The organism is Janthinobacterium darwini (genome assembly GCF_051380905.1).
Lineage (GTDB): Bacteria > Pseudomonadota > Gammaproteobacteria > Burkholderiales > Burkholderiaceae_D > Janthinobacterium.
This window is the reverse complement of the sequence record NZ_JBNYXX010000001.1, coordinates 3,071,827-3,084,658: the sequence shown is the minus strand read 5'-3', so window position 1 is coordinate 3,084,658 and position 12,832 is coordinate 3,071,827. Positions and strand designations below refer to the sequence as shown.

Below are 12,832 nucleotides of genomic sequence, written 5' to 3'. Positions count from 1 at the left end.
TGTTGTTACCCTAGCATATACCGGGCACTGTCATTGTGACAGGATCAGTTGTGCAATAAAACTACGGATCAGTTTGAGGAGCAGGGTTGAAACGATATGAGGAATTGGCGGAAGAAGTTGCCGCCATGATCAGCACGCAGTTGTTGCTGCCAGGTGATAAATTGCCCTCCGTGCGCCAGCAGCATGCGCGCAGGGGCGTGAGCCCGTCGACGGTGTTCCAGGCGTATTATTTGCTCGAAGCGCGCGGCATGATCGTCTCGCGTCCCCGCTCCGGCTATTACGTGGCGCCGCAGCGCGCCGCGCTGGCGCCCGAGCCGGACAGTTCGCGCCCGCTCGACGCCAGCACCACCGTCGATGTCAGCGACCTCGTCTTCGAGGTGCTGGGCGCCGTCGGTGCGCGCGATATCGTGCCCTTCGGCTCGGCCTTTCCCAGCCCCCATCTGTTCCCGATGGAACGGCTGGCGCGGGCCGTTTCGGCCAGCATGCGCCGCCTCGACCCGTGGAGCACGGTTACGGATTTATCCCTGGGCAATGCAGAATTGCGCCGCCAGATCGCCCTGCGCTATCAGCTTGACGGCGTGCTCGTCTCCAGCGAGGACATCGTCATCACGAATGGCGCGCTGGAGGCGCTGAACCTGTGCCTGCAAGCCGTCACGCGGCCCGGCGACACGGTGCTGATCGAGTCACCCAGCTTTTATGCCTGCCTGCAGGCGCTGGAGCGGCTGGAACTCAAGGCCGTCGAGATCGCCACCAGCCCGCGTGAGGGCGTCGATCTGGCGGCGCTGGAAGAGTTGTTGCAGCGCCACCAGCCCAAGGCGTGCTGGCTGATGACGAGTTTCCAGAATCCCCTGGGCAGCCTGATGCCGCCGGAAAAGAAGCGTGCGCTGGTGGAACTGCTGGCGCGCCATGGCGTGCCGCTGATCGAAGATGATGTGTATGGTGAGTTGTATTTTGGCAAGCAGCGCCCGGGCCTGACGAAAAGCCATGACAGCGCTGGCCTCGTCATGCATTGCAGTTCGTTCTCCAAGACCCTGGCGCCCGGCTTCCGCCTGGGTTGGGCCGTGGCGGGCCGCTACGCGCGCCAGGTCGAGCGCTTGAAACTGACCACCAGCCTGTCGGCGCCGATCCCGCTACAGATGGCACTGGCCGATTACCTGGCGCAAGGTGGCTACGACCGCCATTTGCGCCAGCTCCGGCTGACGTTGGCGGCACAGCAAAACACCATGCTGCAAGCCATCGCCGTGCATTTTCCGCGCGGCACGCGGGTCACTCGGCCGCAGGGCGGTTATTTTGTCTGGGTGGAAATGCCTGCCGGCGTCGATGCGCTGGCCTTGCACCGCAGCGCGCTGGCGGCAGGCATCAGCATCGCGCCCGGCCCCATTTTTTCCGCCACGCGCGCGTTTCGCCACTGTATCCGCCTCAATTACGGCCACCCGTGGAGTCCGCAGCTGGAAGAGGCCATCGCTACCCTTGGGCGGCTGGCGCTGGCGGCGGCATAGGGGCGCGTGAAAAAAAGTCCCTTGCGCCAGCAAGTGTTTCATTTCAAAAAGAAATATTACTGTTATATTGGTGTATCTATAACTAATGATGGGAATAATAATGGATAACATGCAGCCGGAAGTGGCTCGTACGCAAGATACGACGCTGGCCATCCTGTCCCACGTTGGCGGCCTGTTCACCAGTTGGGTGGCGCCGCTGATCATTTATTTGATCAAGAAAGATGATGCGGATAAATTCTCGGCCGAGAACGCCCGCGAAGCGCTGAATTTCCAGATCACCCTGATCATCTGGTATTTCGCCTGCTTCATCCTGTCGTTCGTGCTGATTGGCCTGTTCCTGTTCTGGGTGGTGGCGCTGGCCAACCTGGTGTGCTCGATCGTCGCGGCAGTCAAAGCCAGCAATGGCATCACTTACCGTTATCCATTGACCTTGCGCCTCGTCAAATAAGGTTGTGCTGGCTGCCGGGTTTCAGCCCGGGCGGCCGGGCAGTGCCAGGAATGCGGCAAAGTCGGGCGCCACCGAGCTGGTGGCGCCTGTTTCGTGCGACCACAGCACGACCACTGCTTCACCGCTCGGCCCCGTTTGCGCATAGTCAAAGCAGTAATAGTCGCCGGTGCCGAACTGGGCAAAGGGCAGCAGCTCACCCGCATCGTTGCCGCCATCCACATTCTCCAGCCATTCCTGCCAGCTTGTGTTGTAGTGGCGTGTTATCGATTCCCAGGTCTTGCGCGCACAGTTCGCGTCGTAGACGGGAAACACGTTCAAGGCGCCCAGCGCGCGGCCATTGTTTTCCAGTAACCATTGCACGTAGGACGCGGGCAGTAGGCGTCCCAGCGTCTGTTCGGCAGCGGTGATCGCTGCCAGGCTGGTGCCGATGGATTTGTTCTTGCTCATGCTGCAGGGCGGCGCGCCGGCTCAGGCGGTAATAGGCGGCGTGGCCGGTGGCGTGCTGGCACGCGGCGCTTTTTGTGGCGCTACCTTGCCACCGTCGGCGATCCAGCGGCGGTACACGCGCAGGGCCACTTGCGCATCGTCGGCGGCATACAGGATCTGCTTTTCCGTCAGGCGCGACGTAGCCCAGTTGGTGGTGGAGATCTTTTTCGACTTCTGCAGGTGCAGGCCGAAGAATTTGGCCACGGCCGTCTTGGCGCCCAGATCGTTGCGCTGGCCGCCGCGCAGGGCGACAGACAGGTCCAGCACTTGCGCTGGAACAATTCCCAGCTTGTTGCGCAGGCGCTTGACGTCGTCGGACAGGCCAAAGCCCACCTTCAGGGTCGTGGTTGATTCGAGGATGGCTTTCAGTTCGGCCAGGGGCGGCGTGGCGCCCACCTGGAACAGGTAGGCAATCTCGTCGGTGGCCAGCTGGATCAGGTGTGGCCCCGTGGAGGACTCGCCCTTGACGAACGTCGGCTTCGATTCCGTATCGAAGCCGATGGCGTCCGCTGCCAGCAGGGCGGCCATGGCTGCCCTGGCGTCGTCACTGGTGCGTACCAGCTTGACATGGTCGAGTGCAATGCCTTGATAGGGGGGCAATGGCGGTGCGGCAGCTGTATCCATGAAACCGGATCAACCTTTGCGCGAGAATTTCGCGGTCAGCTGATTCAGTTTTTCCAGGCGCAAACGGTTCGCTTCTTCGGCGGCAGCCGCGTCGCGCTCGGCTTTCTTGCGCTCGGCTTCCTTCTTGAAGCGCTGCTGCAGTACTTGCGTGGCGTGGTCGCGGTGGGTTTGCGTCACTTCCGCGCCGGCGGTGCCGTCGAGGTCGTAGCGGATCTTGGCTTTTTCCATCACGCGCAGGTAGCGCAGCGAACCCGTGTGGATGCCCAGCGCCGTGCGCATCAGCTTGCGGTCCAGATCTGGCAGGCACGCCAGGATCTGCTTGTCGATACCGATCGACAAGGGCAGGCAATCGCGGAATGGCGGGAATTGCTCCTGGAACTGCTTCAGCAGGGCGCGCGCGGTCAGGCCGGCAGGTGCCGGCGTGGTTGCTGCGGCCGGTGCCGCCGCTGGGGCTGCATCGACTGGCGTGTCAGGAGTGGTGGCTTGCTGGTCTGGCGTGGAGCTGGTCATCGACATCATTGGTTGGGCTATAAAAGGGGAGCATAGCACGCGCCACAGGCAAGTGCATTGTCTTTTTTGGCAACTTGCACAGAGATAAGCGGGCCCGGACTACAGTGTGCGCAGCGCGAAATGCGGGAAATGTGTATAATGTCGGCTTGCGCTGATGACTGGACCCCGTATTTGACGGTCTGGCTCAGGTGTGCAGGGGATAGGAGCAGTGCGGTGCAGGGCCATCATTATTGATATTTTTGATATCAGATATTTTGCTTATCAATTATCCAGATAACTGGCCTTCGTGCATAATCTTGCTCTCCGCTGTGTCTTCACTGAACAACAATAGATTCAAGCCCGTTCTGGTACGGGCTTTTTTTCATTCCGCAATGTACATCGCTTATTTATCTGATCCGGCTTCGGCCCCGCCGCTCTCGTTGCGGGATGCGCGGGCTTTGAGCGCCCCGATAGACAGGCGCCGCTGCCTTTGACGGCAGCCGCAACAACACGCTCCATCGAGTCCGGTTTCGCAGGCTTAGGTGGAATCATTCACTTCGCGCCGACACCATCTGGTCTCGCATTAAGAGATATCTCATGAAGAATACGCCAAAAACTTTAACGTTGTCCGCCAAGGCGCCACGCCCAGCTGCGGCGCCACTTGCCGTACCCAAAACGACTTTATCTTACTTCATCGATAATGCGCAAGCGAATCCGGAAGCCACCGTCACGACGGCGCCCACCGTCGTCACCGTGGTCAAGAAAAGCCGTTCGCGTCTCGCTGCCGTGCCACCGGCCGAGTTGGCTGCGGAAGCCTCCGTTGCCGTACCGGCCGCCGAGGCCGTTGCCGAGGTCGCCGACGCCGCAGCAGTCAAAACGCCGAGCGTCAAAGTGGCCCCAGGCGCCAAGGTGGCGCCTGCGCCACGCAAGGTCAGCGAAAGCGCCGCCACGAATAAAGTGGTGACGGCAGCCCGTTCGAAAGTCGTGCGCGCCAAGCCCGAAGCGGCGCCCGTGACCATCATTACCGGCGCGCAAGTGGTCAGCAAGACGACGGACGCCGATGCCCTGGCTGCCATCGATACCTCGAATTACTTCTTGCCGACCGTCAAGGTGCCGGGCCGCCGTGGCCGCAAACCAAGCGAATTCACGCCGGAAAACGATGAAGTGGCAGCACTGAACGCCGTCGAGCGCGCCGAACTGAAGGCCGTGTCGAAAGCGCGCGACCGCAAGGCCAAGGGCGGCCTGGCGGACGCGCTCGGTGATCCGGAAGCCTCGGCAGCGGACCTGGAACGCCGCCGCAAGCAGATCACGGGCTTGATCAATATGGGCAAGGAACGCGGTTTCCTTACCTATGCCGAGATCAATGACCAATTGCCGGAAAACATCATCGATCCGGAAGCGATCGAAGGCATCATCGCCACTTTCAACGACATGGGCATCGCCGTCTACGAGCGCGCCCCTGACGCGGAAAGCTTGTTGTTGACCGACAACGTCGCCACTGTCACCAGCGACGATGAAGTGGAAGCGGCTGCCGCTACCGCCCTGTCGACGGTCGACTCCGACTTCGGCCGCACCACCGACCCCGTGCGCATGTACATGCGTGAAATGGGCGCCGTGGCGCTGCTGACGCGCGAAGGCGAGATCGAGATCGCCAAGCGCATCGAAGGCGGCCTGAAAGACATGATCCAGGCGATTTCCGCCTGCCCCACCACCATCGGCGAAATCGTTGCGCTGTCGCAAAAAATCGCACGCGATGAAATCAAGGTCGATGAAGTGGTCGATGGCTTCGTGGATTTGAATGAAAGCAATGCCCCGGCGCCTGCCGTTGCCGCCGCACCTGCCGCCGCCAGCGGTGACGACGAGGAAGAGGAAGAAGAAGCCGAGGAAGAAGATGGCGACGCCAATGGCGGCGCGGCCGGTTTCTCCAGCGAACAGTTGGCGCAGCTGAAAAAGAATGCCTTGGAGAAATTCAACGTCATTTCGACGCAGTACGACAAGATGCGCAAGGCGCCCGAGGGTTACAACTCGAAAGCCTACATCAAGGCGCAGGAAGCCATTTCGCAGGAATTGCTGGGCATTCGCTTCACGGCCAAGGTCGTGGAAAAGCTGTGCGACACCCTGCGCGGCCAGATGGAAGAAGTGCGCCACATCGAGCGCGCCGTGCTGGAGTTGTGCGTGAACAAATGCGGCATGCCGCGCGCCCACTTCATCAAGGTATTCCCGGGCAATGAATGCGACCTGGAATGGGTCGACCGCGAAGTCGATTGCAAGTATCCGTACAGCGCCATCCTCAGCCGCAACGTGCCTGCCGTCAAGGAACTGCAAAAGAAGATGATCGATCTGCAAGCGCGCGTGGCCCTGCCATTGGCTGACTTGCGCAAGATCAACAAGCAGATGGCTGCAGGCGAAAAGCGCGCCCGTCACGCGAAACGCGAAATGACGGTCGCCAACTTGCGTCTGGTCATCTCGATCGCCAAGAAATACATCAACCGCGGCTTGCAATTCCTCGATCTGATCCAGGAAGGCAACATCGGTCTGCTGAAGGCGGTCGATAAATTCGAATACCGCCGCGGCTACAAGTTCTCGACCTACGCCACCTGGTGGATCCGCCAGGCCATCACGCGTTCGATCGCCGACATGGCCCGCACCATCCGTGTGCCGGTGCACATGATCGAAACGATCAACAAGATGAACCGCATCTCGCGCCAGATCATGCAGGAAACGGGCAGCGAGCCGGACCTGGCGACCCTGGCCGTCAAGATGGAAATGCCGGAAAACAAGGTGCGCGAGATCATGAAGATCGCCAAGGAGCCGATTTCCATGGAAACGCCGATGGGCGAAGATGGCGATTCGCAACTGGGCGACTTCATCGAAGACAACACCACCCTGGCACCGCTGGACGCCGCGTTGCACGCGTCGATGCGCAACGTGATCAAGGAAGTGCTCGATTCGCTGACGCCGCGCGAAGCGAAAGTGCTGCGCATGCGTTACGGCGTGGAAATGTCGAACGACCATACGCTGGAAGAAGTGGGCAAGCAGTTCGACGTGACGCGCGAGCGTATCCGCCAGATCGAAGCGAAAGCCATGAGCAAGCTGCGCCAGCCTTCGCGTTCGGACAAGCTGAAGACTTTCCTGACGCAAAATTAAGCGTAGGGCAAGCACACAAAAAAGAGGCGCAAGCCTCTTTTTTTACGCCTGTAGCATGCCTTGTCTACATAAAACGCGTGCGCTCTCCCAGCAGGCCCATGCGATAGTTGTGCTGCAATTTGTACAGCACCACGCCGCTGGCGGAGATGAGGATGGTGATGACCAGCCAGTCCAATGGGTTGCTGCGGTGTGGTGCGGGAGCCGCTTGCGATGGCACGGCGAAGGCCTGGAATTTATGCCCCGTATAGATGGCGCCCACCACCAGGCCGGCGTCCGTGATCTTGTTGGTCAGGTACAGGCCATCGTCGCGGCGGCGCACCGTCATCACGCCTTCCTTGTAGACAAAGGTCATCGGTTCAAAGCCGTTGATGTTGACGCTGCCGACGATATGTCCGGCCGCGTTGACTGCCGTGGCGTAGCTATCGCCCTGGCCGATCATGGCGCCCAGGTCGAGCATGCGCTTGCCATCCCAGGCAAAGGCGTGCCAGCGGCGTTTTTCCGTTTCCGAGGCGCCCACGACCAGGCCCGCGTCATTGATGGCGGTGGCCGAGCTGATGCGTCCGCCGGGCAGGGTGCCGATTTCCTGCATGCCCGCGCCGGGACGGTAGACGAAGGCGCGGCGGTAGCCATCGCCCCGCTGCGCCGTGCCCACCACCACGCCATGCCGGTTCAGACCGCTGGCATAGCTGCTGGCACCGCCCAGGGTGCCCAGGTCCTGCAGGCTGTGGTCGGCTTTCGTGACAAAGGCGTGGAAATCGCCGTCGCTGGTATCGGCATAGCCGGCCACCTGGCCGTCGCGCGTGATGGCCGTGGCATAGCTGCTGGTGCCGCCCAGGGTGCCCAGGTCGCGCATGCCGCCCGCTTCTTCAAAGCGGAATGCATGCCAGGCGCCACTGGGCGTTTGTGCCGAGCCCACCACCACGCCATGGGTATTGATGGCCTTGGTGAAACCTTCATTGCCGCCCAGGGTGCCCAGCTCGCGGATGCGGCCATGCTGATACGTCACGGCGCGGCGTCGTCCTTCTGCTTCCATGATGATGCCGGCCACCAGGCCGGCCGGGTTCAGGTCGGACGCGATGCTGCCATTGCCATCTTTTTCACCAAAGCCGTGTTCGGCATAGATGGTGGCGCTGGCAGCGGGGACGGTGGCCAGAAGGAATAGGCCGAGCACTGTGGCAGGGAGGCAGGGGAACCGTAGCAGCATGATAGTTTCCTCATAGAAAAAACTTACTATACTTTTTTATGCTGCAAATGCATACTTAATTTGCTACCATTTTTACTAATTTTTGTTTATTGCTATCGGCATGCCCTTTACTTGCCCGCTGCGGCAGATGGATGGCCAGCGCCGTCCCCTGGCCTGCCTGGCTGTCGATGTGCAATTCACCACCCAGCGCGTGGACACGTTCGCGTATGCTTTTCAGGCCGAAGGCGGCCCGCTTGCCGTGGTCGCCCGGCTGCATGCCGATGCCGTTGTCGCTGATGCGCAGCACGATGGCATCCGCATCTTGCGCCAGCGCGACTTCCACTTCGCTGGCCTGGGCGTGGCGCACGATGTTCGACAGCGATTCCTGCAGCACGCGGAAGATGGCCAACGTCTGGCGCTGGTCCAGGCCCAGGTCGGGCGCCTCGCTGTCGAGCGTGAGCCAGTAGCGGATGGCGCTGCGGCTTTCCATCTGGCGTATCAGCCACTCGGCCGCCGGGCCCAGTCCCAGCTCCAGGGTGCTGGGATGCAAGTCATTGATGATGGTGCGCACGGAGCGGATGGTGGTGTCGATGGTGTCGAGCACGCGCTGCGCATGGTGGTGCAGGCGCGGGTGGGTGGTGGCCGTGCGCGCGTGCAACAGCGACACATCGATGCGCAGCACCATCAGATTCTGGCCCAGGTCGTCATGAATATCGAGCGCGATGCGGCGTCTTTCCTGTTCCTTGATGGTTTGCTGGTGGTCGGTCAGTTCGCGCAGCTGGGCCAGGGTGCGCTGCAGGTTTTCCTCGTTGCGCTTGCTGTCGGTGACGTCGACGGCCATGGCGATGATCATCTGCGGCCGGCCGTCGGCGTCAAACACGGGTTTCTTGTGCGTCTGCACGAGGCGATTTTCCTGCAACTGCGCGTTCCATACCAGTTCTTCGCGTATCACCACCTGACGGCTGGCAAACGCCTGCTGGTCGGCAGCGAGGAAGCCCGCGTTCTGTTCCTCGGGGAAGTGCTGCAAGTCGCGCCCTTCGGCGATGTCCTGCTGGCGCACGCCCCATTGCTGCTCGCAGGCCTGGTTCATCAGCACGATGCGCGAATCGGCATCTTTCAGGAATAGCGACAGGGGCATCATGGAAATGATGTCCTGCAGCCGCTCCTCGCTGCGCGCCAGGGCCGCTTCCGTTTGCGCGCGCATGGCGATTTCCGCGGATAGCTGGATATTGACGTCGAGCAACTGGGCCGTGCGCAGGGCCACGCGGCTTTCCAGTTCCGCATGGGCCAGGCTCAACGCGTGTTCGGCCCGCTTGTGTTCCGTGATGTCGCTGGCCATGACCAGCGCGCCCGTCAAGGCGCCGTGCTGGTCGTGCAGGCGGCGGCCGCTGAGCATGGCCCAGCGCTGCGTGCCGTCGCCATGCTGGTAATGCAGTTCGCCCATGCAGCTATCGCTCGCCGTCTGGCGTAGCGGACACAGACGCAGCAAGGTGGCCTCGTCGTGGAATTCGTCCATGGCGTGGTCCAGCAACTGTTCGGCGGGGATGCCCAGCATGTCGCACAGTCGCTGGTTGACGTACAGAATGCGGCCGTGCGCATCTGTTTGCCACATGCCGTCCTGCGCCGTTTCGCTCAGGTGCTGGTAGCGCATGAGGCTGGCATCCAGCTGGGAGCGCGTGCTGGCGAGGTGGGCGCGCAGCCTGTGCATCAGCCACATGGCCGTGCCGGCGGCGGCGGCCAGCAGCAGGGTCAGCCAGACATGCTCCCAGAAGTCGAGCGCCGGCCAGGCCGCGCCCGCCAGCCAGCCCAGCATGATCAGGATCAGGGCGGCGCATGCCGCACTCGGCGTTTCAATCGACCATTTGCTCATCCGCGTCCCTGGCGTCATGGTTGGCCGTTGCTGTGCGCATGGGGCCGGAGTAGGGGAAAGTACCCGACGCTAGTGTAATACCAATTGTTGTTTTATTGAGAATATTTTGCTAACGAGCAAGCAAAAGGGCCGGCCCTTGCGGTGCCGGCCCCTGCCTGGCAAAAGCAGCCTGACGCGATCAGCCCGTGTTGCGCAGGCCGGCCGCGACGCCGTTGATCGACAGCTGGATGCCGCGGTGGACCCTTTCGTCGATCTTGCTTTCCGTCGACAGGGCGCGGTTGCGCTTGATCAATTCCACTTGCAAGTGGTTCAGCGGGTCGAGATAGGCGAAGCGGTTCTGGATCGAGCGGGCCAGCAGCGGATTGCCCGCCAGGCGCTCGGTGTTGCCGGTGATCAGCTCCAGGCAGCGCAGGGTGTTGCCATGCTCATCCGTGATGCGCTTGTAGATGCGTTCGCGCAAGTCCTGGTCGGCCACCAGTTCCGCATAGCGCGAGGCAATTGCCAGGTCCGTCTTGGCCAGCACCATGTCCATGTTCGACAGCAGGGTGGCAAAGAAGGGCCATTCGGCGTACATGGCGCGCAGGGTGGCGATCTTTTCCTCTTTCGCGGCACCCGCAGCATCGTTGATCCACGCCTCGATGGCGCTGCCGAAGCCGAACCAGCCCGGCAGCAGCAAGCGGCACTGGCCCCAGGAAAAGCCCCAGGGAATGGCGCGCAAGTCTTCGATGCGCTGGTTGGCCTTGCGCGAGGCCGGGCGCGAGCCGAGGTTCAGCTCGGCGATTTCCGCAATCGGCGTGGCCGAGAAGAAATACTCCGTAAACCCCGGCGTTTCATACACGAGGTGTCGGTAGGCGTGGTAGGCCAGTTTCGACAGGTCCGCCATCACGGCTTCGAACTGCGCCAGCTGGCTCGCGTGCGCGGGATTGGCAGCCTGCGGTGCCAGGCTCGCTTCCAGGGTGGCGGCGACCAGCAATTCCAGATTGCGCCGGCCGATTTCCGCGTTGGAAAACTTTGAGGCGATGATTTCGCCCTGTTCCGTCAGGCGGATCTGGCCGTTGACGGTGCCCGGCGGCTGGGCCAGGATGGCTTCATAGCTGGGCCCGCCGCCACGGCCCACCGTGCCGCCGCGGCCATGGAACAGACGCAGCTTGACGCCTGCCTTCTGGAAGTCGGCGACCAGTGCCAGTTCCGCCTTGTACAGTTCCCAGTTCGAGGTGAGAAAACCGCCATCTTTGTTTGAATCGGAATAGCCGAGCATGACTTCCTGTAACTGCCCTTGCTTGGCGATCAATTGCTTGACCAACGGCAAGGCCATCACCTCGCTCATGATGCCGGCCGCGCGCTGCAGGTCGGGTATCGTCTCGAACAGGGGGATGACCATCAGCTCGCACGTGCTGTCGCCGCCGGCCCTGGCCTTCCAGTCGGTGCGCAGCAAGCCCGTTTCCTTTTGCAACAGCAACACTTCCAGCAAGTCGGACACGGTTTCCGTGTGCGAAATGATGTAGTTGCGGATGGCCCGCGCGCCGTAGCGCTGGCGGATGTCGCGCGCCGCGCGCAAGATCGCCAGCTCGGAATCCGTTTCCGTGGCGTAGGCGATGTAGGGCGAGTACAGCAGACGCGGCTGGGCCAGTTCGCTCAGCAGCAGCGCCTGCTTGTCTTCCTCGCTCAGGGATGGGTAGTCGGCGGCCACGCCGCTTTTCGCGAACAGGTCGGCCAGCACGCGCTCGTGCACATCGGAAGTCTGGCGCATGTCCAGCGATGCCAGGTGGAAACCGAAGATGTCTGCCGCACGGGCCAAGGTGGCCAGGCGGGGGCGCACGAGGGCTGCGCCATGGTGCGATTCGAGCGAGGCGACGATGGTGCGCAAGTCGGCGACAAACGCGGCCGCGTCGGGATACGCGGCGGCCGGCCCCACTTCCTTGCGCAGGATGTTGGTGGCGCCCAGGGCGCGAGCCGTGGCGGCCAGGCGCGCATAGATGCCGATCAGGGCGCGGCGGTACGGTTCGTCGCTGCGGTGCGGCGAGGCGTCCGGCGACTGGTCGGCCAGCGCCTGCAGTTCGGCGCTCACGCCCACCATCAGGGTCGAGACGGATAATTCCGCGCCCAGGGTGTGCACTTCGTCGAGGTAAAAGTCGAGTATGGTGGTGGCGTGGCGCGCCAGCGCATGCTGCATGGTGCCCGCATTCACGTTGGGGTTGCCGTCGCGGTCGCCGCCGATCCAGCTGCCCATCTGCACGTAAGCGGCGTTGATGGGTTCGATGGTGCCGTCGCCGTTCGGGTATTCGGCGGCGATATCTTCCTCGATATCGTCATACAGGCCCGGCAGTTCGCGCAAAAAGGTGATGCGGTAGTAGGACAGGGCGTTTTCGATCTCGTCGGCTACAGTCAGCTTCGAGTAGCGCAGCATGCGCGTCTGCCACAGGGTGGAGACGCGCGAGCGCAGCAGTTGCATATTGGCTTGCCGCTCTTTCGGCGTCTGCGGCAGGTCGCGCTCGGCCAGCAGGCGGGCGATGTCGTGCTCGGCGTCGAGGATGCTCTTGCGCTGCACTTCCGTCGGGTGGGCCGTCAGCACGGGGGCGATCAGGGCGTCCTGGAAGAAGGTGTCGACGGTTTTGCGCGGCACGCCGGCGGCGCGCAGTTTTTTCAGCGCGAAGCTGACGCTGCCCTTTTGCGCAGGCGAGCCGGCCAGCAGGTGGGCGCGGCGGCGGCGGATGTGGTGCTGGTCTTCCGCGATGTTGGCCAGGTGCGAAAAATAGGAAAAGGCGCGCACCACGGAAATCGTCTGTTCGCGGCTCAGTTCCTTGAGCATGGCGTCGAGTTCCAGCGCGGCGCCCGCGTCCGCTTCGCGGCGGAAGCGTACGGACGTCTGGCGTATGGTTTCCACCACATTGTAGACGGCGTCGCCTTCCTGTTCGCGCAGCACGTCGCCCAACAGGCGGCCCAGCAGGCGGATATCTTCTTTCAGTGGCGCGTCCTTGTCGGAGCCGGCCGCTGGAACTATTTCTGGTGCTACTGCGTCATTGAGCATAATAAAGAACCAAAGTAAGTGTAAAAGCAAGGGAATGTGGATCGCACCGGGCGTTTGG

9 protein-coding genes are annotated in these 12,832 nt (G+C 62.2%); 3 read left to right on the top strand and 6 right to left on the bottom strand.

Going from position 1 to position 12,832, the window contains the following annotated elements:
* The first annotated feature begins 86 nt into the window (after positions 1-86).
* Together ACQ4WZ_RS14150 and ACQ4WZ_RS14145 are read left to right on the top strand one after the other, a co-directional pair.
* Positions 87-1,499 (top strand): aminotransferase-like domain-containing protein, encoded by a 1,413-nt coding sequence (locus tag ACQ4WZ_RS14150; RefSeq protein WP_436573716.1) that lies wholly within the window; start codon positions 87-89, stop codon positions 1,497-1,499.
* 100 nt (positions 1,500-1,599) lie between these two features.
* Positions 1,600-1,947, top strand: coding sequence for a DUF4870 domain-containing protein (locus ACQ4WZ_RS14145; RefSeq protein ID WP_208327750.1), 348 nt, complete (start codon positions 1,600-1,602; stop codon positions 1,945-1,947).
* Positions 1,948-1,968: 21 nt separating this feature from the next.
* Here ACQ4WZ_RS14145 and ACQ4WZ_RS14140 read toward each other — a convergent pair whose 3' ends face one another.
* From ACQ4WZ_RS14140 to ACQ4WZ_RS14130, 3 genes are read right to left on the bottom strand one after another with little or no spacing between them, the layout of a single operon-like run.
* Positions 1,969-2,394, bottom strand: a complete 426-nt coding sequence (locus ACQ4WZ_RS14140; protein WP_101480422.1) for an SMI1/KNR4 family protein — start codon at positions 2,392-2,394, stop codon at positions 1,969-1,971.
* Positions 2,395-2,415: 21 nt separating this feature from the next.
* Entirely contained in the window at positions 2,416-3,057 is a 642-nt protein-coding gene (locus ACQ4WZ_RS14135) for a 3'-5' exonuclease (RefSeq protein ID WP_101480423.1), read from the bottom strand.
* Positions 3,058-3,066: 9 nt separating this feature from the next.
* Positions 3,067-3,576: a ProQ/FINO family protein gene (locus tag ACQ4WZ_RS14130; RefSeq protein WP_436573715.1), complete on the bottom strand. Its 510-nt coding sequence runs from the start codon at positions 3,574-3,576 to the stop codon at positions 3,067-3,069.
* Between the two features lie 567 nt (positions 3,577-4,143).
* Here ACQ4WZ_RS14130 and rpoD point away from each other — a divergent pair.
* Positions 4,144-6,693 carry an RNA polymerase sigma factor RpoD gene (rpoD, locus tag ACQ4WZ_RS14125; RefSeq protein ID WP_133992722.1) on the top strand — a complete coding sequence of 850 codons (2,550 nt, stop codon included), beginning with the start codon at positions 4,144-4,146 and terminating at the stop codon, positions 6,691-6,693.
* Between the two features lie 64 nt (positions 6,694-6,757).
* Here the strand turns inward: rpoD and ACQ4WZ_RS14120 are convergent, their stop codons facing one another.
* The 3 genes from ACQ4WZ_RS14120 to ppc all read right to left on the bottom strand — a co-directional run bounded on the left by ACQ4WZ_RS14120 (position 6,758) and on the right by ppc (position 12,774).
* Positions 6,758-7,897 (bottom strand): HAF repeat-containing protein, encoded by a 1,140-nt coding sequence (locus ACQ4WZ_RS14120; RefSeq protein ID WP_436573714.1) that lies wholly within the window; start codon positions 7,895-7,897, stop codon positions 6,758-6,760.
* A gap of 55 nt (positions 7,898-7,952) precedes the next feature.
* Positions 7,953-9,746: a PAS domain-containing sensor histidine kinase gene (locus ACQ4WZ_RS14115; protein WP_436573713.1), complete on the bottom strand. Its 1,794-nt coding sequence runs from the start codon at positions 9,744-9,746 to the stop codon at positions 7,953-7,955.
* Positions 9,747-9,924: 178 nt separating this feature from the next.
* Positions 9,925-12,774 carry a phosphoenolpyruvate carboxylase gene (gene ppc, locus ACQ4WZ_RS14110; RefSeq protein WP_436573712.1) on the bottom strand — a complete coding sequence of 950 codons (2,850 nt, stop codon included), beginning with the start codon at positions 12,772-12,774 and terminating at the stop codon, positions 9,925-9,927.
* Between the last annotated feature and the right edge of the window lie 58 nt (positions 12,775-12,832).